The 22,780-nt window shown below is 34.6% G+C and carries 22 protein-coding genes, 1 tRNA gene and 2 pseudogenes; all 25 read left to right on the forward strand.

Annotated elements, in window-relative coordinates; all coding sequences use genetic code 11:
• The first annotated feature begins 93 nt into the window (after nucleotides 1–93).
• The 25 genes and pseudogenes from RRF69_RS09045 (at nucleotide 94) to RRF69_RS11815 (ending at nucleotide 22,769) form a co-directional block, all read left to right on the forward strand.
• Complete coding sequence (locus RRF69_RS09045; protein WP_316939475.1) at nucleotides 94–1,326, forward strand: Glu/Leu/Phe/Val dehydrogenase dimerization domain-containing protein; 1,233 nt, start codon at nucleotides 94–96, stop codon at nucleotides 1,324–1,326.
• Nucleotides 1,327–1,435: 109 nt separating this feature from the next.
• Nucleotides 1,436–2,730 (forward strand): annotated as a pseudogene (gene nhaD / locus RRF69_RS09050) (sodium:proton antiporter NhaD).
• 113 nt (nucleotides 2,731–2,843) lie between these two features.
• Complete coding sequence (locus RRF69_RS09055) at nucleotides 2,844–3,533, forward strand: MotA/TolQ/ExbB proton channel family protein (protein WP_316939476.1); 690 nt, start codon at nucleotides 2,844–2,846, stop codon at nucleotides 3,531–3,533.
• Nucleotides 3,534–3,599: 66 nt separating this feature from the next.
• A complete protein-coding gene (locus RRF69_RS09060) occupies nucleotides 3,600–3,992 on the forward strand; it encodes a biopolymer transporter ExbD (protein ID WP_316939477.1) in 393 nt (130 codons plus the stop codon).
• Between the two features lies 1 nt (nucleotide 3,993).
• A complete protein-coding gene (locus RRF69_RS09065) occupies nucleotides 3,994–4,791 on the forward strand; it encodes an energy transducer TonB (protein ID WP_316939478.1) in 798 nt (265 codons plus the stop codon).
• 59 nt (nucleotides 4,792–4,850) lie between these two features.
• A complete protein-coding gene (locus tag RRF69_RS09070) occupies nucleotides 4,851–6,059 on the forward strand; it encodes a folylpolyglutamate synthase/dihydrofolate synthase family protein (RefSeq protein ID WP_316939479.1) in 1,209 nt (402 codons plus the stop codon).
• Between the two features lie 59 nt (nucleotides 6,060–6,118).
• Nucleotides 6,119–6,193 (forward strand) — tRNA-Val (locus tag RRF69_RS09075).
• Between the two features lie 404 nt (nucleotides 6,194–6,597).
• Nucleotides 6,598–7,881: a nucleotide sugar dehydrogenase gene (locus tag RRF69_RS09080; RefSeq protein ID WP_316939480.1), complete on the forward strand. Its 1,284-nt coding sequence runs from the start codon at nucleotides 6,598–6,600 to the stop codon at nucleotides 7,879–7,881.
• Nucleotide 7,882: 1 nt separating this feature from the next.
• A complete protein-coding gene (locus RRF69_RS09085) occupies nucleotides 7,883–8,821 on the forward strand; it encodes a Gfo/Idh/MocA family oxidoreductase (protein WP_316939481.1) in 939 nt (312 codons plus the stop codon).
• Nucleotides 8,822–8,897: 76 nt separating this feature from the next.
• Nucleotides 8,898–9,320 carry an adenylyltransferase/cytidyltransferase family protein gene (locus RRF69_RS09090; RefSeq protein WP_316939482.1) on the forward strand — a complete coding sequence of 141 codons (423 nt, stop codon included), beginning with the start codon at nucleotides 8,898–8,900 and terminating at the stop codon, nucleotides 9,318–9,320.
• A 10-nt stretch (nucleotides 9,321–9,330) separates the two neighbouring features.
• Nucleotides 9,331–10,652: pseudogene (locus RRF69_RS09095) on the forward strand (UDP-glucose dehydrogenase family protein).
• Nucleotides 10,652–11,638 (forward strand): type I phosphomannose isomerase catalytic subunit, encoded by a 987-nt coding sequence (locus RRF69_RS09100; RefSeq protein WP_316939483.1) that lies wholly within the window; start codon nucleotides 10,652–10,654, stop codon nucleotides 11,636–11,638. Before RRF69_RS09095 ends, RRF69_RS09100 begins: the two are co-directional and overlap by 1 nt.
• A complete protein-coding gene (locus tag RRF69_RS09105; protein ID WP_316939484.1) occupies nucleotides 11,638–12,591 on the forward strand; it encodes a GDP-L-fucose synthase in 954 nt (317 codons plus the stop codon). Before RRF69_RS09100 ends, RRF69_RS09105 begins: the two co-directional genes overlap by 1 nt.
• Before the next feature lie 75 nt (nucleotides 12,592–12,666).
• Nucleotides 12,667–13,794, forward strand: coding sequence for a GDP-mannose 4,6-dehydratase (gene gmd, locus RRF69_RS09110; RefSeq protein WP_316939485.1), 1,128 nt, complete (start codon nucleotides 12,667–12,669; stop codon nucleotides 13,792–13,794).
• Between the two features lie 123 nt (nucleotides 13,795–13,917).
• A complete protein-coding gene (locus tag RRF69_RS09115; RefSeq protein ID WP_316939487.1) occupies nucleotides 13,918–14,736 on the forward strand; it encodes a polysaccharide biosynthesis/export family protein in 819 nt (272 codons plus the stop codon).
• On the forward strand, nucleotides 14,675–16,333 hold the full coding sequence (locus RRF69_RS09120) for an SLBB domain-containing protein (protein WP_316939488.1): 1,659 nt from the start codon (nucleotides 14,675–14,677) through the stop codon (nucleotides 16,331–16,333). The genes RRF69_RS09115 and RRF69_RS09120 overlap by 62 nt, the downstream gene beginning before the upstream one ends.
• 30 nt (nucleotides 16,334–16,363) lie before the next feature.
• Nucleotides 16,364–17,197, forward strand: a complete 834-nt coding sequence (locus RRF69_RS09125) for a Wzz/FepE/Etk N-terminal domain-containing protein (protein WP_316939489.1) — start codon at nucleotides 16,364–16,366, stop codon at nucleotides 17,195–17,197.
• A gap of 14 nt (nucleotides 17,198–17,211) precedes the next feature.
• Nucleotides 17,212–17,478 carry a GNVR domain-containing protein gene (locus tag RRF69_RS09130; RefSeq protein WP_316939490.1) on the forward strand — a complete coding sequence of 89 codons (267 nt, stop codon included), beginning with the start codon at nucleotides 17,212–17,214 and terminating at the stop codon, nucleotides 17,476–17,478.
• Between the two features lie 264 nt (nucleotides 17,479–17,742).
• Nucleotides 17,743–18,858, forward strand: a complete 1,116-nt coding sequence (locus RRF69_RS09135) for an MraY family glycosyltransferase (RefSeq protein ID WP_316939491.1) — start codon at nucleotides 17,743–17,745, stop codon at nucleotides 18,856–18,858.
• Nucleotides 18,859–18,925: 67 nt separating this feature from the next.
• Complete coding sequence (locus RRF69_RS09140; RefSeq protein ID WP_316939492.1) at nucleotides 18,926–19,393, forward strand: transcription termination/antitermination NusG family protein; 468 nt, start codon at nucleotides 18,926–18,928, stop codon at nucleotides 19,391–19,393.
• Nucleotides 19,394–19,534: 141 nt separating this feature from the next.
• The gene (locus RRF69_RS09145) at nucleotides 19,535–19,951 is read left to right on the forward strand and encodes an adenylyltransferase/cytidyltransferase family protein (RefSeq protein ID WP_316939493.1); all 417 of its coding nucleotides are present in this window, start codon (nucleotides 19,535–19,537) and stop codon (nucleotides 19,949–19,951) included.
• Between the two features lie 3 nt (nucleotides 19,952–19,954).
• On the forward strand, nucleotides 19,955–20,062 hold the full coding sequence (locus tag RRF69_RS11810; protein ID WP_410479455.1) for a hypothetical protein: 108 nt from the start codon (nucleotides 19,955–19,957) through the stop codon (nucleotides 20,060–20,062).
• A 51-nt stretch (nucleotides 20,063–20,113) separates the two neighbouring features.
• Nucleotides 20,114–21,535 carry an adenylyltransferase/cytidyltransferase family protein gene (locus RRF69_RS09150; protein WP_316939494.1) on the forward strand — a complete coding sequence of 474 codons (1,422 nt, stop codon included), beginning with the start codon at nucleotides 20,114–20,116 and terminating at the stop codon, nucleotides 21,533–21,535.
• 144 nt (nucleotides 21,536–21,679) lie between these two features.
• A complete protein-coding gene (locus RRF69_RS09155; protein ID WP_316939495.1) occupies nucleotides 21,680–22,618 on the forward strand; it encodes a CDP-glycerol glycerophosphotransferase family protein in 939 nt (312 codons plus the stop codon).
• Nucleotides 22,619–22,646: 28 nt separating this feature from the next.
• Complete coding sequence (locus tag RRF69_RS11815) at nucleotides 22,647–22,769, forward strand: hypothetical protein (protein ID WP_410479483.1); 123 nt, start codon at nucleotides 22,647–22,649, stop codon at nucleotides 22,767–22,769.
• Nucleotides 22,770–22,780 lie beyond the last annotated feature (11 nt).

Below are 22,780 nucleotides of genomic sequence, written 5' to 3' on the forward strand. Positions count from 1 at the left end.
AATGAATCAACTTTAACTTCGCCTATATCCGTTTTCGAAAGAAAAAAATATACTCAAAGAAAAATAAAGTTGACAATCATAAAAAAAATATTGATGAAAGAATTATTGAAACTATACGAAAATAAACAACCCGAAATTGTTTTTCATTGGAAAGACCCTGAAACAGAAGCTGAAGGTTGGGCAGTAATCAATTCATTGCGAGGCGGTGCTGCTGGAGGAGGAACAAGAATGAGAAAAGGATTGGATCAAAACGAAGTCATGTCTTTAGCAAAAACTATGGAAGTGAAGTTTACCGTTTCAGGACCTCCTATAGGAGGAGCCAAATCTGGAATCAATTTCGATCCCAATGATTCAAGAAAAAGAGGAGTATTGGAGCGCTGGTACAAAGCGGTTACCCCATTGTTGAAACATTACTATGGTACTGGAGGCGATTTGAATGTAGATGCGGATAAAGATGTGATTCCGATCATCGAAAATTGCGGTGTTTGGCATCCCCAAGAAGGAATTTTTAATGGCCATTTTAAACCCACTGTAGCAGAGAAGATCAACCGAATTGGTCAACTGCGTTTGGGGGTAATTAAAGTATTAGAAGATGTTGAATTTTCTCCCGATTTAACTAAAAAATATACAGTAGCAGATATGTTAACAGGCTACGGAGTTGCCGAGGCTGTAAAACATTATTATGAAATATATGGCGGTGTTCTTGAAGGAAAAAGAGCCATTGTTCAGGGTTTTGGAAATGTAGGTTCTGCTGCGGCCTATTATTTGACAAAGTTAGGAGCCAAAGTAGTTGGGATTATTGACAGAAATGGCGGAGTTATATGTGAAGAGGGATTTTCTCTAGAGGAAATGACTGAATTGTTTTTGTCAAAAGATGGAAATCAACTAGTTTCACAAAATATGATTTCCTTTGAGGAGATCAATGAAAAAATTTGGAGTTTGCCTGCGGAAATTTTCATTCCTGCTGCGGCATCAAGATTGGTTTCGAAAGACCAAGTAACAAAGATGATTGCTGCTGGTTTGGAGGTTATTTCACATGGAGCGAATGTTCCATTTGCGGATACAGAAATTTTCTTTGGTCCGATAATGGAATTTACAGACAAACATGTAAGTTTGCTGCCAGATTTTATTTCAAATTGTGGTATTGCAAGAGTCTTTGCATACTTAATGGAAGCAAGAGTAACATTGCCTATGAGAGACAAGGCTATTTTTGATGATACATCAAAAACAATTAAAAATGCCTTGCAAAAAACGTTTAATAAAAGTGCATCAAAAACCAAAATATGCTCAACAGCATTTGAAATTGCACTAAAAGAATTAATTTAAAATTATTTTTATGGAGTCGATTATTATCATTGTATTTATTGTAGGTTATTTAGCAATCACCTTAGAACACAATTTAAAATTGGATAAGCTAATCCCTGCCCTAATAATGATGGCCTTTTGTTGGGCTATTGTTGCTTTAGGAATTGATAGTTTTTCCAATTGGTTTGATTCTAGTAAGCATGGTTTAGTTGAGGGTTTTGCCTCTATGTTGCATGAAGATAAGTTACACCTAGTTGAAGAAACCTTACTACATCATTTAGGAAAAACTGCCGAAATCTTGGTTTTTCTTTTAGGAGCTATGACTATTGTTGAGGTTATCGATTATTTTGATGGGTTTTCTACCATTAAAGGATATGTTGGTTTCAAAGGAAAAAAGAAACTTTTATGGATGTTCTCCATATTGGCCTTTATTTTATCTGCAATTATTGATAATTTGACAGCGACCATCGTTCTAATTTCTATTTTACAGAAAATTGTCAAAGCAAGAGAAGATCGAATTTGGTTTGCAGGGATGATTATTATTGCAGCAAATGCAGGGGGGCTTTTTCACCAATCGGAGATGTTACGACTACAATGTTGTGGATTGGAGATAAAGTAAGTACAGGTATGTTGTTTACCTATTTATTTATCCCTTCGCTTTTATGTATGGTAGTTCCCACTTTTATTGCTACTTTTTTACCAGCCTTCAAAGGAGATATTGAATTTGATCCCAATGAAGTTGAAAAACCAAAAAGTCCGCACAGTGGTAGAATGTTGTATTTAGGACTGGGATCAATCTTATTTGTTCCTGTTTTTAAAACAGTAACCCACTTGCCTCCGTATGTTGGAATGATGTTGTCGTTAGGGGTTGTGGCTACTTTTGCAGAAATTTATAGTAGAGCCAAATTTTCTTTAAGCGATTATAATTCTGAAGAGTCAGATGCACATGCGCATCACAGTCCAGTGCACGCATCACTCTCAAAAATTGAAATGCCAAGTATTTTATTTTTTTTAGGAATTTTAATGGCTGTTGCAGCGCTTGAGTCATTGGGTATTCTATTTAATTTCGCGGAAAGTTTAAAGCAAGGAATTCCTTTAGTGGGGACTGAAATTGATGGAACTAACGTTTCTGATCTTGTTGTGATTTTACTCGGTATAGGATCTGCTGTAATTGACAATGTGCCTCTAGTAGCTGCAAGTTTAGGGATGTTTTCAGAATCATTAGACAATCCGCTATGGCACTTTATCGCATTTTCTGCGGGTACTGGAGGAAGTATGTTGATCATAGGTTCCGCTGCAGGTGTTGTGGCCATGGGAATGGAAAAAATCGATTTCTTCTGGTATATCAAGAAAATTTCTTGGTTGGCTTTGATCGGATTTTTGGTCGGTTCTGCAGCTTTTGTAGTAATTAGAATGTTTATTTAAAAAACGCCTTATCCATATAGAATGTCATTTTGCATATTTGTAAGATGGCATTTTTTAGTAGACAATTTTAAAGGAGAACGCTCGTTAAGAGTATAGTGTATAAAAACAGTTATATGATATTATTTTTTCAAGAAAATACCCAAGTATTAGAAGAGCTTGTGCCCAAAGAAAAAACACTTTCAATCTATAGTTTAATTATGGATGGAGGCCTGGGCGGTCAAATCATTATTGCCATCCTATTTGTATTGTTGGCAGTTGCACTCTATATTTACTTTGAACGTTTTTTTGCCATCAAATCGGCATCTAAGATTGATGAAAATTTCATGAATCAAATTAGAGAATCTATTTCTGAAGGGAAATTGGCTGCTGCGGATGCGCTTTGCAAAAGTAAAAACACCCCTACTGCACGTTTGATCGGAAAAGGAATTTCACGAATTGGAAAACCATTGGAAGACATCAATACCGCTATCGAAACTGCAGGGAAATTAGAGGTCTATCAATTAGAGAAAAATGTAAGTGTATTGGCGACTATCTCTGGTGTTGCCCCCATGATTGGTTTTTTAGGAACTGTAATTGGAATGATTGTTGCGATTCACGAAATAGCAAATGCGGGAGGGCAAATTGATATTAAAATGCTTTCGGACGGTTTGTATACAGCGATGACGACCACCGTCGGGGGACTTATTGTTGGAATCATTGCCTATATTACCTACAATCATTTGGTAGTGAAGACCGATAAGGTTGTCTATCAAATGGAAGCAAAGTCTGTAGAGTTTTTAGATTTGTTAAACGAGCCTGTATAAAAAAAACAAGTTTCAAGTTCAGCCCTGTAAACTTCTGATGAGCACCTAAAACCTTTCACATCGAATATGAATTTAAGAGGAAGAAATAAAGTAGATCCGACCTTCAATATGTCATCAATGACAGACATTGTCTTTCTTTTGTTGATCTTTTTTATGCTTACGTCAACATTAGTGACCGTAAGTGCCATAGATGTTTTGTTGCCTAAAGCAGGAGGGAAGACAGAAAACAGTACCTCTGTAGCGGTAACCATTACTAGTAAATCTATATTTTACATTGATAAAGCAAAAGTGAGTTTTTCTGAATTGGAGGCCGAAATTTTAAGAAAGGCAGGGCCCAATCAGCAAAAAACCATCATCATTCGGGGAGACAAAGATGTACCATATAAAAATGTAATGCGAGTAATAGATATTGCTAATAGGAATAAATTAAAAATGATTTTAGCAGTAAAAGGAAAATAAAATGTCAGTTTTAGATAGTCCACATAAACGAAAATCGGCCGCAATTACGGCTGTCATTCTGATGATTTTTCTCTTGGGGATTTTCAATTATGGGATGCAATATCTTGATCCTCCAGAAGAATATGGATTGGCAATCAATTTTGGAAATTCAGAGGCTGGAAGTGGAGTTCCTGTTTTGGAATCGCCTAAAGAAGCGCCTCTAAAATCGAATGAAGTATCTGAGAATACGGAAACCGATACTGAAGCTCTAAAGAATGAGTCCGTTGAGGAGATTATCACAAATGATTCGTCCAAAGAAGTGGTAAAACCTATCAAAGAAGTTGCTGAAACACCAAAACCCGTTGAAGCATTGAAACCAAAACCTTCTCAAGAAGCACTTGATGCCTTGGCAAATTTATTGAATGGAAATTCGTCTGATGGAAAGCCTAAAGGAGAAGGGGATGATTCTATTGAAGGGCTCAAAGGAAAAGAAAATGGGGACCCTGATTCGAATTCCTATTATGGGAATATCGAGAGTGGATCTGGAGAAAACTATAATTTGGCAGGAAGAAAAGCAGTCTCTAAACCCAAAGAACAACCCGATTGTGAAGAAGAGGGAATTGTTGTTGTGAAAATTACTGTTAATAATAGCGGACGAGTACTAAGTGCCATTCCAGGAGTTAAAGGTTCTACCAATACGGCGCCTTGTTTGTTGAAACCTGCTAAAGAAGCAGCATTAAAAACAACATGGAATTCAGATGCTAAAGCTCCACCTCTTCAAACAGGAACCATCATTTATAAGTTTTCATTGACTAAATAAACACTTACATTTGCACTTCAAAATCAGCACTTTTACATAATAGGTGTAGTCAACTACTTATGAATTATCAAGAAACCTTAGATTGGATGTTTGCTCAATTGCCTATGTATCAGAGGGAGGGCACAAGTGCATTTAAAAAAGATTTAACCAACATTATTGCATTTTCTAAAGAGTTGAATGCACCAGAAACAAAGTTTCGGTCCATTCATGTAGGAGGAACCAACGGGAAAGGGTCTACGAGTCATATGTTGGCATCTATTTTGCAAGAAGCGGGCTATCGAGTAGGTCTGTATACCTCTCCTCATCTGAAAAATTTTACAGAACGAATTCGAATCAATGGAGAGGAAATTCCCTCAGAAAAAGTAGTCACTTTCATTGAAAAAAATAAAACTTTTTTAGAGCAACAACAACTGTCTTTTTTCGAAATGACAGTGGGAATGGCATTCGATTACTTTGCAAATGAACAGGTAGATATTGCAATTATTGAGGTTGGCTTGGGAGGAAGACTGGATTCAACAAATATCATCATTCCCGAAGTTGCAGTAATCACAAATATTGGTTTTGACCACACCCAGTTTCTTGGAGAAACCTTACCCGAAATTGCCTTTGAAAAAGCAGGGATCATTAAGGAAAACGTTCCTGTGGTTATTGGAGAAAGGCAGGAAGAAGTCGTAGCTGTTTTTTTGAATAAAGCAATAGAAACAACTTCGAACATTGTGTTCGCTTCAGAAAATACAACTCATTACAAAACAGATTTATTGGGCAATTATCAGAAAAAAAATGTGCTGACCGCCCTAGCTGCCATTGAGCAGTTAAAAGGGTTTGATGTTTCCCGCGAACAGCTTCAAAATGGACTCTTACGAGTAGCGCAGAACACCAATTTAAAAGGTCGCTGGCAAATTCTCAAAGAACAGCCTATGGTAATTTGTGATACAGCTCATAATAAAGAAGGTTTAGAAATTGTATTGAATCAGCTACGGAACCTATCTTATAGCCGCCTACATTTTGTGTTGGGAGTAGTTTCTGACAAAGATTTAGAGCGTATTTTACCGATGTTTCCAACAAAGGCTACCTATTATTTTTGTAAACCCAACATTCCGAGAGGGCTTTCAGAAGTTATTTTACAGGAAAAAGCAAGTGAATTTAATCTTAAAGGAAAAAAATATGAATCGGTAGAAAAAGCCTATTCAGAGGCCTTACTAAATGCAAATCAGAATGATATGATTTATATTGGAGGGAGTACGTTTGTCGTTGCAGAAATAATTTAAATAAAAGTTCTTTTTTTGTTTGGTAGAATGAAAATCAGTACTATATTTGCAACCGCTTAGGGCAATTAGCTCAGTTGGTTCAGAGCATCTCGTTTACACCGAGAGGGTCGGGGGTTCGAATCCCTCATTGCCCACAGATGATAGCAAAAGTCTTACAGAAATGTAAGACTTTTTTTTATTCAAAACTGTCGTAAATTTATTTGTGAAAAGTATTGAATAATAAATGGAACTAGCGAAGCTAGTTGGCTTTTGCTATTTTAAAATGGGGTACACTAGGGATCTACAATCCCTCATTGCCCACTTAAGTATAATCCTTCACATTTTGTGAAGGATTTTTTTGTTTTCAGAATTTTTTGGTCATTTCAAATAGTGTATATTTACACAGCTAAATTTTTATTCACAATAATGAAAACTGTAGTCTTCATAACGTATTCAGAAACATTAATTGAAAATAAAAAGAGTTCTTAAATTTTGCCCTCGGTTTTCTTTCTGAAAAAGGGAAAAGAGTCTGTAGGTTGGTGTAGAAAAAATGGATTACATGAAAAAAAAGAGAATCGCTGTTATTGGGTTAGGGTATGTAGGTTTACCATTGGCAAGACTTTTTGCTACCAAATATTCAGTTGTAGGATTCGATATTGATAGCGAAAGAGTCTCTAAACTCATGAAGGGGCTAGATACGACCAACGAGGTTTCCAAGGAATCTTTAAGCAATGTACTTGTAGAGCACATTTCGGAAGCAACGGGTCTTTTTTGCACTACTGACATTGCACACCTGAAAGGGTGTAGTTATTATATTGTAACGGTACCAACACCGGTAGACGAAAACTTTAAGCCCGTATTAGCGCCTTTGGTAAAGGCAAGCGAACTGGTGGGCTCTGTGCTAAAAAAAGATGATATCGTTATCTATGAATCTACCGTGTACCCGGGAGCTACCGAGGAAGAATGTATTCCAGTTTTAGAAAAAATATCTGGATTAGAATTCAATAAAGATTTTTATGCAGGCTATTCGCCTGAAAGAATTAATCCAGGAGACAAAGAGCATACCGTAGAGAATATATTGAAAGTGACTTCGGGGTCTACACCAGAAATTGGTAAAGTTGTAGATGCTCTCTATCGATCTATAATTACTGCAGGAACCCATTTAGCACCCACAATCAAAGTTGCCGAAGCAGCAAAAGTAATCGAAAATACACAGCGGGACATCAATATTGCTTTTGTAAATGAAATTGCAAAAATTTTCAATCTCATGGATATCAATACTCACGATGTTTTGAAAGCTGCTGGAACTAAGTGGAATTTTTTACCCTTCACGCCAGGCTTGGTTGGAGGACATTGTATTGGGGTTGATCCCTATTATTTGGCAGAAAAAGCACAGCTATTGGGCTACAATCCAGAAATCATCCTTGCTGCAAGAAGATTGAATGAGAGTATGGGGACCTATGTTGCCTCGGAGCTTGTCAAATTGATGATTCAAAAGAACATCCATATTGCCAAATCAAGTATTTTGATTTTAGGAATTACTTTTAAGGAAAATTGTCCTGATTTGCGAAACACGAGAGTTGTAGATGTAGTCAATTCCTTGCAAGAATATGGGGTTGAGACTACAATATATGACCCTTGGGCAAAGGTTGAGGAAGTGAAAAAAGAATATGGGTTGATTTCAACAAAACAAGTTCCCTCTGAAAAGTTTGATGCGATAATCTTAACCGTATCCCATGATGTATTCAGAGAGTTGGATATTGCACTTCTAAAAAAAGAAACCTCAGTGGTTTATGATGTAAAGAATTTTCTTCCCAAAGAAATAAAAGATAAAGGACTATAAGATGAAGAATTTTGCACTACTAGGGGCCGCGGGCTATATCGCACCAAGACATTTGAAAGCGATACAAGACACCAATAATAATTTAATAGCTGCTTTGGACAAGTTTGACAGTGTTGGTATGATGGATTCCTATTTTCCAAAAGCAGACTTTTTTACGGAGTTTGAGCGTTTTGATCGCCATCTAGAAAAATTAAAAAGGAACGAGCATATTAAGGTTGATTATGTAAGTATTTGCACCCCCAATTATTTGCACGATTCTCATATCCGAATGGCTTTGCGCAGTGGAGCGCATGCAATTTGTGAGAAACCAATCGTTCTAAATCCATGGAATATTGATGCTTTAGAGGCCATCGAAAGAGAATCTATTGGAAATATCTATACCATTTTACAATTGAGATTGCATTCAGCTATTAGTGCTTTAAAAGCCAAAGTAGATTCAAAGATTCAGAATGAGAAATACGATATAGATTTAACCTATATCACTTCGAGAGGGAAGTGGTATGACATTTCATGGAAAGGAGATGAAAGTAAATCAGGAGGGATTGCTACGAATATTGGAGTTCATTTTTATGACATGCTTTCATGGGTTTTTGGAAAAGTTCAAGAGAATACGGTACACCTTAGGGAGAATCATAAAGCAGCAGGATATTTGGAATTTGAAAATGCAAGAGTTCGTTGGTTTTTATCTATTGATGAAACGGATTTGCCCGATACAGTGAAACAAAAAGGGCAAAGAACCTTTCGGTCAATTTCTATTGACAACCAAGAGCTTGAGTTTAGTGAGGGGTTTACCGAATTGCATACCAAAAGCTATCAGCACATTTTGAATGGGAACGGTTTTGGCTTGTCTGATGTTCGAGAATCTATAGAAATTGTTCATGATATTCGCAACGCTGTTATCAGTAGCAAGGGAGAAAAGCACCCTTTTATTTGTGATTAAAACCGTTATATTTGTAGTGTAAAAGCTATGCTAGCTTCTTACATTTTACACCTTATTTATCTTTAAATAAAAAAAAATGAAAATTGGAATCACTTTCAGTGCCTTTGATTTATTTCATGCAGGGCATGTAAAAATGTTGGAAGAAGCCAAGCGTCAATGTGATTATTTGATTTGCGCGCTTCAAACAGATCCTTCAGTAGATCGTCCAGAAAAAAACAAACCAGTACAGTCGGTAGTAGAACGCTATATTCAGTTAAAAGCCTGTATCTATGTCGATGAAATTATTCCTTATACCACTGAACAGGATTTAGAAGATGTGTTAAGGGCTTTTAAAATTGACGTTCGAATTATTGGAGATGAATATAAAGATATATCTTTTACAGGAAGAAGTTATTGTGAAGAAAAGGGAATAGAGCTCTACTTTAACAAAAGAGAGCATCGTTTTTCAAGCAGTGGATTAAGAAAAGAGGTCCAGGAAAAAGAAAATTTAAAAAAATAATTCACTTAAAATGAATATCACAATTGTTGGTTCTGGATATGTCGGATTGGTTTCAGGGGCTTGTTTTTCAGAAATGGGAAATAATGTGATCTGTGTTGATGACAATGCTGAAAAAATAAACAAATTGAACTAGGAGTACTTCCCATTTTTGAACCTGGTCTTGAGCAAATGGTTCTGAAAAATGCACAAAACAAAACCTTATTTTTTACTACAGAAATTGCAGAAGCAGTTATGGAGTCTGAAATTGTTTTTATTGCTGTTGGAACTCCAATGGGTGCTGATGGTGCTGCAGATTTACAGTATGTTTTGAAGGTTGCGAAATCGATCGGGCAAACCATGCAAAAATCAATAGTTGTGGTTGACAAGTCAACTGTTCCTGTTGGGACGGCAGATAAGGTTAGAGCGGTTATCCAAAAGGAATTAACGTTAAGAGGTGTAGATATTCATTTTGATGTAGTTTCCAATCCAGAGTTTTTAAAAGAAGGAGTTGCTATTGATGATTTTATGAAGCCAGACAGAGTTGTGATAGGTGCTGATAATGCGAGCGCTTTTGAGGTCATGAAAGAACTCTACAGTCCTTTTTTTAGGTCTCATGATCGTTTTATTACTATGGACATACGTTCTGCGGAAATGACCAAATATGCTGCAAATGCAATGTTGGCAACCAAAATTTCATTTATGAATGAGATTGCAAATATTTGTGAAAGAGTAGGAGCAGATGTGAATCAGGTAAGAATAGGAATTGGTTCAGATAAGAGAATTGGGTATAGTTTTATTTATCCAGGTGTTGGTTATGGAGGAGCTTGTTTTCCAAAAGATGTCAAAGCACTTTCAACCATTGCTAAAGAAAAGGGGTATGACGCAAAATTGATCACTGCGGTAGAGGAGGTGAACAATGCACAAAAATTCGTGATATCAGACAAAGTAGTACACCGTTTTGGCGAAGATTTGTCTGGGTTAACTTTTGGTTTGTGGGGCTTGGCATTCAAGTCAGGTACAGATGATATGCGAGAGGCACCCGCCATTTATGTGGTCAAAGAATTGGTTAAAAGAGGTGCTGCTATCCAGGCCTATGATCCCAAAGCGATGGAAGAGTCCCAACATTTTTATTTGAAAGATATTAAAAATGTAAGCTACGTTCAATCAAAATATGAAGTATTACAAAATGCAGATGCACTCATCTTATTAACTGAATGGAAAGAATTTCGTTCTCCAGATTTTGAGGAAATCAAGGAGCAATTAAAGAATCCAATTATTTTTGATGGAAGGAATCAATATATTGCCTACGATTTAGAGGCTAAAGGATTTGAATATCTTAGAATTGGTAAATAATGATGCGAGTAGAAAACCTTTATCCAATTAAGTTTGTCCCTATTTTGCAAGAAAAAATTTGGGGAGGAGAAAAGCTGACTTCGCAATTCAATAAAAAATCAAGTGCTCAGAAAATTGGTGAAAGTTGGGAACTCTCTGGCGTAGAAAACTGTATTTCAGTGGTGGCAAATGGGGAATTCAAAGGTTTAACATTAGTAGATTTAATTCAACAATTTACATCATCTTTTGTTGGGAGAAAAATATACAAACAGTTTGGAACTGAATTTCCTTTATTGTTTAAGTTTATTGATGCTAAGGAAGATTTATCAATCCAATTGCACCCAAACGATGCATTGGCTAAAAAGCGACACAATTCATTTGGAAAAACAGAAATGTGGTATGTCATGGAAGCAGATCCAGATTCTAAACTATACGCAGGTTTTGTCTGTAAGTTAAACAAAGACTTGTATATCAAGGCACTTGACAACGGAGAACTAGTTGAGTTGATTCATGAAGACCATGCGACCAAGGGGGACGCTTTTTTTATTGAAGTAGGAACCATTCATGCCATAGGAAAAGGAATTTTAATTGCAGAGATTCAACAAACCTCCGACATTACCTATCGAGTTTTTGATTGGAACAGAACTGATCGTGAAGGTGTTGCAAGAGAATTGCATACAGAATTGGCTCTAGATGCACTTGATTTTTCTAAAATAGGTTCATGTAAATTAGCGTATGAAAACAATCTTCATACCCCTAATCAGATTTATAGCGGAACTTATTTTACCACAAATAAAATCAATCTAGACACTTCACATTGGGTTCGAGATGTTTCAGAGATTGACTCATTTGTTGTGTATATGTGCGTAAATGGGGAAGGAGTGATTTCAATAAATGGAAATAAAGAAATGGTGCAAAAAGGAGAGACTGTTTTAGTGCCTGCAATGTGTAAGAAAATTGAAATTAGCACACTAGGGACTTTCGAAGCATTAGAAGTTTATATATAATGAATAAGAACACAAAAATATACATTGCGGGACATCGAGGAATGGTAGGTGCTGCTGTCTGGAGAGCATTAGAATCTAAAGGGTACAAAAATCTTATTGGAAAAACTAGTGCAGAATTAGATTTACGAAACCAACAGGCAGTTTCAGATTTTTATCAAGAAGAGCAACCTGAAGTTGTGATTGATGCTGCTGCAAAAGTTGGAGGAATTCTTGCCAATAATGATTTTCCATATCAATTTTTAATGGAGAATATGCTCATTCAAAATAATTTGATTGACGGTGCTTTTAAAGTTGGAATAGAAAAATTTATTTTTTTAGGGAGTTCTTGCATCTACCCGAAGTTTGCTCCACAACCGTTAAAAGAAGAATACCTACTAACAGATTCTTTAGAACCTACCAATGAGTGGTATGCATTAGCAAAAATTACGGGAGTAAAAGCATGCCAAGCGATACGCAAACAATACAACAAAGAGTATGTGAGTTTAATGCCTACCAACCTGTACGGTTCATTTGATAATTTTGACTTGCAATCCTCGCATGTATTGCCAGCAATGTTGCGGAAATTTCATGAGGCTAAAATAAATAATCATTCAGAGGTAACGCTCTGGGGAAGCGGAACTCCAATGCGAGAGTTTTTGTTTGTAGATGACATGGCAGCGGCGGTGATCTATGCCTTAGAAAATAATTTACCAGAATATCTATACAATATAGGGACTGGAAAAGACATTAAAATAAAAGAATTGGCTGAAACGATCCAAAAGGTTACAGGGCATCAAGGAAAGATTCTTTGGGATGCCAGTAAGCCAGATGGTACTCCAAGGAAATTGATGGATGTTTCCAAAATGAAAGAAATTGGATGGCGCTATTCAACAGAATTAGAAGACGGCATACAAAAAACCTATCAATGGTTTTTAGAGAATATTGACAACATAAAGGAAGTGAGGTTAACGTAAGGGGTAAGGACGAAGGCTAAGACGAAGACTAAGACTGGTCAAGTCAAAGTTTGAATATTTAGAAATAAATAAAATATGAAAGTAGCATTAATTACAGGGATTACAGGACAGGATGGTTCTTATTTAGCAGAACTCTTATTAGAAAAGGGGTATGAAGTGCATGGAATCAAAAGAAGATCTTCATCATTAAATACAGATCGAATAGATCATTTGTATCAAGATCCTCACCATCCGAATCAACGGTTAAAATTGCATTATGGAGATCTAACAGACGCAATGAATCTTACCAAGATTGTAGAAGAATGTCAGCCCGATGAAATCTATAACTTAGGAGCGATGTCTCATGTGAAGGTGTCTTTTGATACTCCAGAATACGTTGGGAATGTCGACGGATTGGGAACTTTACGTATTTTAGAAGCGGTTCGTTTATTAGGTTTAGAAAAGAAAACGAGAATCTATCAAGCCTCAACCTCAGAATTGTATGGAGGAATGCCAGAGAATAAAAACGCCAAAGGATTTTATGATGAAAATTCACCATTCTATCCAAGATCACCCTACGGTGTTGCAAAAATCTATGGCTTTTGGATTACTAAAAACTACAGAGAGGCCTATAATATGTTTGCATGTAACGGTATTTTATTCAATCATGAATCCCCTAGAAGAGGAGAAACCTTTGTAACTCGTAAAATTACAAGAGCGACAGCAAGAATTGCCCTAGGGTTACAGGAGAAAATCTATTTAGGAAATTTAGATGCCAAACGAGATTGGGGGCACGCTAAAGATTATGTCCGTATGATGTGGATGATATTGCAAGCTGAGCAACCGGAAGACTGGGTCATCGCCACAGGAAAAACTACGACAGTAAGAGAATTTGTAAGAATGGCTTTTGGAGAAGTAGGGATTGAATTGGAATTTACAGGTAAGGGAGTAAATGAAAAAGGGACTGTTCTATACTGTACGAACCCTTTGTTTCAAATTGAATTAGGAAAAGAAGTAGTATCGATAGATCCTACTTATTTTAGACCAACGGAAGTAGATTTATTAATAGGAGATCCGAGCAAAGCAAAAGAAAAATTAGGTTGGGTGCCCCAACATGATTTGGCATCGTTGGTAAAAGACATGATGCAATCAGATGTGAAATTAATGCAGAAAGATCAATATTTGAAACAGGGAGGGTATTCTACAAATAACTATTTTGAATAAATAGGGCGATTAGATGAATGAGTCTTAAGGAAATGGTAATGTTTTTTTTAAACAGAAAATGAAATTTTGAATCACAGATAAAGAATAAAAATCAGTACTTTTGCAAAATTAACAATAGAGAAAATGAAAAAGAAAATTCAATTATTAGTAGTGATTTTATGTGTGTTTTGTTCCTCAATAATTCATGGACAAGATGTTAGTCAGTTAAAAAATATAGAGATAAGCACCTTGTCCGATGACCAAATTGCTTCGTATTGGGATGCCATTCAGAAAAAGGGGTACAGCCTTGAGCAAGTTGAGGTTCTTGGAAAAGCCCAAGGGATTTCAGCAACTAAAATTGATGAATTTAAAACAAGGGTAAATAGTTTAAGTTCAATCAAAGCTGTTGAAAGTAAAATTCTTAAAGTAAACGATGATGACGATGAATCATTCAATGATTCTTTTGGAATAAAAGAAGGCGAAATGGATGATAAAGACCAAAAAGAGACCTTGCTTTTTGGGTATGATTTCTTCAACAATTCGAAGGTTACTTTTACTCCGAGCGTGAATTTAGCGGTCCCTGATAATTATCAGATTGGTCCTGGAGATGAACTGATGATCGATTTATGGGGGGCCTCAGAAATAACCTACAAGACAACCGTAAACAATAACGGAAGCATCAAAATTAATGGAGTGGGTTTTATTTATGTCAACGGATTTAGTTTGGAAGTTGCCAGTAAAAAAATTATTGCCAAACTCAAAAAAAAACATGCTGGAATTGGAGCTTCCAAGGACAGTTACAATAAAATTGAGACCAATGTTACAGTATCAAAAATCAGAACAGTTCAAGTCAATATAATTGGAGAAGTGAAGGTGCCTTGGCACCTATTCATTGAACTCTTTGTCTACCGTATTAAACGCATTGTATGTAGCGGGAGGGCCCACAAAATTAGGAACTTTTAGAGAAATTAAACTAGTTCGGAAAGATGAAACTGTTGCGACATTAGACGTTTATGAATATTTATTAAATGGAACTCAAAAAGGAAATTTAAAATTACAAGATCAAGATGTCTTGTTGGTTGGACCGTATAAGAATTTAGTTACTGTAGAGGGAGCAGTAAAAAGACCTGGAATTTATGAGTTGACCCAAGAACAAACCCTGGCGAATTTAATTGATTATTTTGGAGGTTTTACCTCAAAATCCTACACCAGTTTATTAGTGGTTGAGCGTTTGAATGGAACTCAAAAAGAAGTCAAGGAAGTTGCTTTGAGCCAAGCAGACACCTTTGTAATGAAATCTGGAGACCGATTGGTCATTCAGGAAGTATTGGATACCTACGAAAACAAAATTTCTATCGAGGGTGCAGTTTATAGACCTGGAAATTTTGAATTTAATGAGGGACTAAGTTTAAAAGACCTCATAGAAAAGGCTCAGGGAGTAACTCCAGAAGCTTTTTTGTCGAGAGGTATTTTGGTAAGAACCTATGACGATACCCAAAAAGAAAATATTCCATTTTCTGTTCAAGCGATTATAAATGGAGCAACAACCATTCCTCTTTTGGCGAGAGATGATATTCGAATTTTTAGAAAAGATGAGTTAAGGGAGAATCGAACTATATCAGTATCAGGTGCTGTAAATACAGAACAAACGATCGATTTTATCGACAACTTGCAAATTGAAGATGTTATTGCAATGTCAGGAGGTCTTCAGGAAGGTGCAGATCCAGAGCAGATAAGTGTTTCTAGAAGGTTGAAAGATGGTAGTTTTAGGACCTTAAGCACGGTGTTTTCTGTTTCTTCAGCTAAAAATTTAGAAATTACTAGTGGTGAACCCTTTTATTTGAAACCTTTTGATATTGTGAGTGTTCGGTATGCAAAAGGCTATACAGCTCAGAAAACGGTTAGTGTGAAAGGAGAGGTCTATTATGAAGGAAAGTATGTGTTACAAGATAAAAATGAACGGATTTCAGACCTAATAAACAGGGCTGGAGGATTGACAATATTTGCTTATTTAGAAGGAGCTTATCTCAGTAGAAAAACCATTGGGAATAAAGAAGATATTGGAGCAACTCTTGAAAATACTTCTGAATTGGGGAAGGAAATTTCAAAAGAGTTGACCGAACAAACTACAGCAAAAATTGGTATAAATTTACCCTTAATTTTAAAGGCTCCTGGTTCCCAGATTGATTTATTATTAGAAGAGGGGGACGAATTAATTATTCCATCTGAAAAACAAACTGTAAATGTTACAGGAATGGTATTGTCCCCTAGTTTGGTGCAATTTGATTCAACCAGAAGTTTAAAAGATTATATTAATGGTTCAGGGGGGTTCTCCGAAAAAGCTAAAAAATCTAAAACCTATGTTGTCTATCAAAATGGGGATATCAAAACTACACGGACTTTTTTGTTTTTCAAATGGTATCCCAAATTAGCGCTAGGAGCAACTATTTTTGTTCCAGAAAAAGAGGAAAATAAAAAGAGATTGACAGTATCAGAAATATTAGGAATCACGACTTCGTTAGCTACTCTTGGGGTGCTTGTGCAAACCTTGACAAAATAAATTTACAACTCCTTTTAAAATTTAATTTTAATGTTACAACAAGAAAATAAAGATAGCAGCAATTTCGAAGAAGATTCTATAGACATCATAGCACTTATAAAGAAATTATGGATTGCAAGAACAACAATTTTAAAAACAACTCTCGTCTTTTTGTTTTTAGGACTCTTTATTGCGATCTTTTCAGAAAATCAATACACAGCATCTACTACTTTTGTGCCCATCAATCAAGGGAAATCTTCTGGAGGTAGCTTAAGTGGATTGGCTTCTTTAGCAGGAATAAACCTATCTGGAGCAGCAAGTGACACAAAAATTTCTCCAGAATTGTACCCAGAAATTTTTAGTAGTATTCCTTTTCAGATGGAACTGTTAAACACTCCACTTTCTATAGAAGGACAAGAATCTCCAGTAAGTTATAAAGAATATTACACTTCAATTTATAGTCCAGGTCTTTTGGGGAATTTAAAGAAATATACCATTGGCTTGCCATCTGTTATTTTTTCAGCATTGAAGTCAGATTCCATTGATGACAACATCGTTTTTGAAGAAAATCAGTTGATTCGCCTTTCTTCAATTGATAGGAGGTTAACTCGGCAATTAGAAAAACAACTCCTTTTAACGGTGAATGCTAAAGAGGGGTATATTACGATCGCTGTAACTCTTCCAGAGGCTGCTGCAAGTGCTCAAATGGCACAAAAGGCTCAAACTCTTTTGCAAGACTATGCTTTGAAATTTCAAACACAAAAATCGATTGAAGAATTCAATTTTATTGAAGATCGCTTTCAAGAAAAAGAAAATGAATTCAATAAGATAAAAATCGATTTGGCTCGTTTCAGGATCAAAATAGTGCGATCAATACCGCTTTAGGAAAAACAAAATTATTGCAATTACAATCGCAGTATAACCTAGTCTTTGCAGTCTATTCAGAATTGGCAAAACAATTAGAAACTCAGCGCTTACAGGTAAAAAAAGACACTCCAATATTTACCGTTCTAAAGCCTGTAACAATTCCTTCAGAAAAGGCAACTCCAAAAAGAGCACTAATCCTTGTTGTTTATTTGTTTTTGGGATTTGTTCTAAGCATAGGGTATGTATTGGTAAAAGAACCTCTTCAAAACATCTTAAAAGAAATAAGGGCGACTACGTAATTAAAACGTGTTGTCAACACTTTATTGAGTACTTTCAGAAAATTATTTTCTGAAAGTACTTTTTTTATTTTCTAGACTTTCGTTTTTTAAAAGGAGTTTTGAGGGATTTTGGAATACTTCATTCAATAGTAGTTTAGGGGGTTTTGTGCATAAATTGAGCTTCGTGTGTTTTAAATAACTATATTTGTAAAAAATTAGTAAATACTGCTATACTTACTAGAAAAAGACAAGAAAATGAATTATTTAAACACATTCCCCCTAAGAATGAGTGGAACAAATCATGGCTTCATGATTTTGTTATTCTTTGGTATTTTTTCACTCTCTCTTTATTTAATCCCCAAAATTAGAGCCATTGCACTCAAGGGAAATCACAGTGATACTCCAGATCATCGGAGTTCACACTCAAGTCCAGTAGCTACTTTTGGTGGTGTTACTTTTTTTATCAGTTATATTTTAGTGTTGTTTTTCGCACAGTCCTTGGACGATAATCAAATTTCTCTTACACTCATTGCTTCAATTACCATCTTATTTTTTACTGGTTTTTTGGATGATTTATGGAATCTGTCTCCCAAAATTAAATTTTTAGGTCAATTTGTAGGAGTTGCACTTTTGATGTTTCATCCAGAGTTTCGAATTCTCTCCCTACATGGTTTTATGGGCATTTTTGAAATCCCATTGTATGTGTCTATTGTTGGAAGTATGATTTTTTTACTGGGCTTGATAAACGCTTTTAATCTAATTGATGGAATAGATGGGTTAACTGGAATTACAGGGATTATAGTCGCTTCTTTTTACAGTTTTATGTTGTACAAATTAGAGTATTACTTTTTTTTATCAATCAGTATTGCTACCATTGGTACCCTGTTGGCTTTTCTCAGATTTAATTTTTCAGTTTCCAAAAAGATTTTCATGGGAGATACGGGGAGTTTGGTGATTGGTCTGGTATTGGGATTATTAACCCTAAAATTTATGTCGCTAGAAGATGGAGCCTATACAGTTTTATCCTTCAAGCGCCTGCAATTGCCTCTTTTTTTAGTGGGTGTATTGTTTGTGCCCATCTTAGATACTTTGCGAGTTATGTTTTTAAGGGCCGTAAAAGGTGTCTCTATGTTCAAGCCTGATAGGAATCACATTCATCATATCATTGTTGATTTTGGCTTGTCTCATCGTAAAGCATCCTTTTTTATTGGAGGAGTGAATTTTATAGTTGCATTGACTATGTTTATTGTGATTCAATATTTTAATGCGCTTCAGTCTTCGTTCATATTGCTGTTACTTTTTTTATTAGCCATTATTTTATTGTTTTTGATGAACAAGAACAGAGCTTCACTAAAGTTAAAAGCAAAGATTAAAAATTCAATGCTGAAAATGTTTTTTTAAGTTGAAACTTAGTGCGATTCAAAAGGATCTCTTACAATAATAACGTTATTTTTGCCCCTGATAACCAATGAATACAAAAACTTCCAAAAAATGGTTTGTAGTTTATACAAAACCTAGAGCAGAGTTAAAGGTTGTAGACCGTCTCTCTGCTACAGGAATCAAAGTATATGCACCTACTCAAACAGAAGTTCGTCAATGGTCCGATCGGAAGAAAAAGATACAAGTTCCCTTATTGCCTTCAATGGTTTTAGTGTATTTGTCGGAGCAAGAGACAAATGAGGTGTTTACTGTGTCAGGAGTCGTTCGTTATTTGTTTGAAAATGGAAAGCGTGCATGTGTTTCTAATGATGAAGTAGTTGCTATGCAATGCTATTTGGACACGAAGTATGAAATTCCAAAAAAAGGATTGGAAGTTGGTGATACCGTTAAGGTACCCTTGTTGGAACAGGAAGCTATTTTGCTTTCCGTGAAAGGAAAAAACTGTATTGCCCAGTTAAAAAAAATTGGAGCGCTAGTGTCATTTCAATCGAGTTAATCTATTGAAATTTTTATTTCCTCTAAATCCATTACTGTGAGTAGTGACGGCGAAGCCGTGGAAATAGACTACTTTTAGGCTGAAAAAAAATAGATAAAAAATAAAACAGACTAGCGATGGTAGTCGAGAAAAATATAAGTTATGAAAGTAGGAATCACCTTTTCAACCTTTGATCTTTTTCATGCCGGGCATGTAAAGATGTTGGAAGAAGCCAAACGTCAGTGTGATTATTTAATCGTTGGCTTGCAATTAGACCCTTCGATTGATCGCCCTGAGAAAAACGGACCTTCACAGTCTATAATAGAACGTTACATTCAGCTAAAAGGATCAAAGCATGTAGATGAGATTGTCCCCTACGTATCTGAGCAAGATTTAGAAGATATTTTACGTTCTTTTAAATTGGATGTTCGCATCATTGGAGACGAGTATAAAGAAAAGAACTTTACAGGAAGAAACTATTGCGATGAAAAAGGAATCGAGCTCTATTACAACGCTAGAGATCATAGGTTCTCTTCGAGTGGACTTAGAAAGCAAGTGAAACAAGTAGAAGATAAATAAGAAATGAATATTACAGTTATAGGATCCGGATATGTTGGGCTCGTCTCAGGAGCATGTTTTGCCAATAAAAACAGGTTAATATCCAACAATAGCAAACAGGTTTCATTTTAGTTTGTTAAGTAAATATAAATTAAAAGAAACCTTTTATAAAGAAATACCATTTTGGAAAGAATTGTTTTAGGTTTGTTAAAAAAAAAATCAATTTATCATAACAAAAAATTAAGAACTATGAAAATTTGTATTATAGGTGCTGGTTCGTTTGGAACAGCTATGGCAAATCAATTATCCAATAATTTATTAAATAAAGTAATCCTTTTTTCTAAAAATCAGCAGCAAATTATAGAAATTAATGAGGCTAATAGAAACACCAAATACTATCCCAATAAAGTTTTAAACAAGAATATTAAAGCTACTAGTGATAAAAACGAGGTTTTAAAAGCTGATGTTGTTTTAATAGCGGTTCCAAGTAACGAAATTAAAAATATTATTAATTTAATAAACTTCATAAATAAGAATTCCCTAATAATTAATTTATCAAAAGGAATATTTGAAGAAGGAAAGACTATTGTTGAGTTTTTAAAGGAAAATATTATTAACAGAAATATAGTAACGATGAAAGGGGGTACTTTTTCAGAGGAAATAATGAATAATTCACCGTCATTATTTACCCTTGGTTTTGATACAATTGAACAATACCATATCCTAAAAAAAGTGATTGTCAATACAAATATTTATGTTGATTACACTTCAGATATAAGAGGTGTTGAACTATTAAGTGTCTTGAAGAATATTTATGCCATACTAATAGGGGTAATAGATGCGAAATATAATTCAGCTAACACTAGGTTTATGATTCTTACAAAAGCATTTTCAGAAATTAGATTATTATTAGTAGCTCTAGGAGGCGAACAAGATACAATTTTTTTAGGTGCTGGATTTGGTGATTTAGGCTTAACAGCATTAAATGATATGAGTAGAAATAGGACATTAGGACTGTTAATTGGAAAAGGGTTTTATAATAACGAGTATAATTCAAATACTGTCGTTTTGGAAGGTATAAACGCAGTCAAAATGATTCATGAGTTGAGGTCTAAATCTCTTCATAATAGAACACCTTTGCTTAATAAGCTTTATAATTTTTTTGAAAATAAAGAACAATCTATTGCAATAGATTTTGAATCTCTAATAAGTAAAAAGATAAAAGTGGTCATCACGTATGGTACTTTTGATTTGTTGCATTATGGTCATCTTGAGATTTTAAAACGCTGCCGTGCACTAGGTGATAAATTAATTGTAGGTTTATCTTCTGATGAATTTAATGAGGTTAAAGGTAAAACATGTATAATTCCATATGATAAAAGAAAAGAATTTCTAGAATCATTAGAGTATGTAGATATGGTTATTCCTGAAAATAACTGGGATCAAAAGATTGAAGATATAAAAAAGAATAGTGCAGATGTGTTTGTTATGGGAAATGATTGGGAAAATAAGTTTGACAATTTAAAAGAATACTGCGAAGTGATTTACTTAGAAAGAACAAAAGGAATTTCTACTACAAAATTAAAATCTATTCTTGACAAATAGCTGAATATAGAAATTTTAAATACTGTTTAATAGAAGTTGTATAAATATTTTATTAATTAACAAGAATTGTTAAATATGTTGAAGATTAAAATTGGAATACTAAAACAGTTTACATTAAATAGTTTATTATATTGGATATCGAAAATGATACCAAAAGATGAGAATATATGGGTTTTTGGAGCTTGGTTTGGTAAAAAATATGCTGATAATAGCAAATACTTATTTGAATATATAAATGAATTTCATCCACAAATCAGAACAATATGGCTGACGGATAACGATGAAGTTATAAAGCAATTAGAATCAAGAGGAAATGAAGTATATAAAAAATATTCATTAAAAGCAATTATGATTGGCTTGAAGGCTAAATATTCAATTTTTGTGCATTCTAATGAATCTGATTGTATGTCGTTTTTGAATAATAGAGCTAAATTAATACAACTTTGGCATGGTATACCTTTAAAAAAAATAGGAAATGATGATTTATTAAAATTTAATACCAAAAAATATTTGAATCTTAAAAACCTAATTTTTCCTTTTTCAATAGAACATAATTATTTATGTATATCTGCATCAGAAGAAGATAAATCAAAATTTATGACGGCATTTAATTCAAAAAGGGTTGTTATATCAGGTTATCCCAGAAATGACACTTTTTTTAGTAGCAAATCTTTTAATAACAAACAATTTACGATAACTTATTTGCCAACATTCAGAGATAATTTAGATGATAAGATTGACCTGTTTTCAGATTTTGGTTTTCAGATAGAAAAATGGAATGAAACATTGAAAAATTTGGATATTAAACTTAATGTTAAAATGCACCCTGTAAATAAACCAAAAGATAGCTTGTTAAAGAATTATAGCGAATATAAATGTATAAATTTTTTAAATGAAATCGATGTTGCAGATGTTTTACCAAATACTGATATTTTAATAACTGATTATTCAAGTGTCTTTTTTGATTACCTACTTACAAATAAACCCATAATTTTTGCGCCGTTTGATTATGAGAAATACATAACAAAAGATAGAAAACTATATTATGATTATAATAAAACAACGCTAAGGTCCAAAATGTAAAAATTGGGACGAGGTACTTGAATGGGTTATAAAGTTTAAAGAAAATCAAGAGCTTTTTAAAGAAGAAAGGATAGTTATTAAAAATAGATTTCACACATTCCAAGATGGGAATAGTTGCGAGCGGGTCTACAACGAGATTATTAAAAAATAATTAATGATATA

The organism is Polaribacter sp. HL-MS24, assembly GCF_032758595.1.
GTDB lineage: Bacteria > Bacteroidota > Bacteroidia > Flavobacteriales > Flavobacteriaceae > Polaribacter.

Coding starts and splice junctions, on each gene's coding strand:
- RRF69_RS09045 (WP_316939475.1), top strand. CDS start 94: ATGAAAGAATTATTGAAACTATACGAAAATAAACAACCCGAAATTGTT.
- RRF69_RS09055 (WP_316939476.1), top strand. CDS start 2,844: ATGATATTATTTTTTCAAGAAAATACCCAAGTATTAGAAGAGCTTGTG.
- RRF69_RS09060 (WP_316939477.1), top strand. CDS start 3,600: ATGAATTTAAGAGGAAGAAATAAAGTAGATCCGACCTTCAATATGTCA.
- RRF69_RS09065 (WP_316939478.1), top strand. CDS start 3,994: ATGTCAGTTTTAGATAGTCCACATAAACGAAAATCGGCCGCAATTACG.
- RRF69_RS09070 (WP_316939479.1), top strand. CDS start 4,851: ATGAATTATCAAGAAACCTTAGATTGGATGTTTGCTCAATTGCCTATG.
- RRF69_RS09080 (WP_316939480.1), top strand. CDS start 6,598: ATGAAAAAAAAGAGAATCGCTGTTATTGGGTTAGGGTATGTAGGTTTA.
- RRF69_RS09085 (WP_316939481.1), top strand. CDS start 7,883: ATGAAGAATTTTGCACTACTAGGGGCCGCGGGCTATATCGCACCAAGA.
- RRF69_RS09090 (WP_316939482.1), top strand. CDS start 8,898: ATGAAAATTGGAATCACTTTCAGTGCCTTTGATTTATTTCATGCAGGG.
- RRF69_RS09100 (WP_316939483.1), top strand. CDS start 10,652: ATGATGCGAGTAGAAAACCTTTATCCAATTAAGTTTGTCCCTATTTTG.
- RRF69_RS09105 (WP_316939484.1), top strand. CDS start 11,638: ATGAATAAGAACACAAAAATATACATTGCGGGACATCGAGGAATGGTA.
- gmd (WP_316939485.1), top strand. CDS start 12,667: ATGAAAGTAGCATTAATTACAGGGATTACAGGACAGGATGGTTCTTAT.
- RRF69_RS09115 (WP_316939487.1), top strand. CDS start 13,918: ATGAAAAAGAAAATTCAATTATTAGTAGTGATTTTATGTGTGTTTTGT.
- RRF69_RS09125 (WP_316939489.1), top strand. CDS start 16,364: ATGTTACAACAAGAAAATAAAGATAGCAGCAATTTCGAAGAAGATTCT.
- RRF69_RS09135 (WP_316939491.1), top strand. CDS start 17,743: ATGAGTGGAACAAATCATGGCTTCATGATTTTGTTATTCTTTGGTATT.
- RRF69_RS09140 (WP_316939492.1), top strand. CDS start 18,926: ATGAATACAAAAACTTCCAAAAAATGGTTTGTAGTTTATACAAAACCT.
- RRF69_RS09145 (WP_316939493.1), top strand. CDS start 19,535: ATGAAAGTAGGAATCACCTTTTCAACCTTTGATCTTTTTCATGCCGGG.
- RRF69_RS11810 (WP_410479455.1), top strand. CDS start 19,955: ATGAATATTACAGTTATAGGATCCGGATATGTTGGGCTCGTCTCAGGA.
- RRF69_RS09155 (WP_316939495.1), top strand. CDS start 21,680: ATGATACCAAAAGATGAGAATATATGGGTTTTTGGAGCTTGGTTTGGT.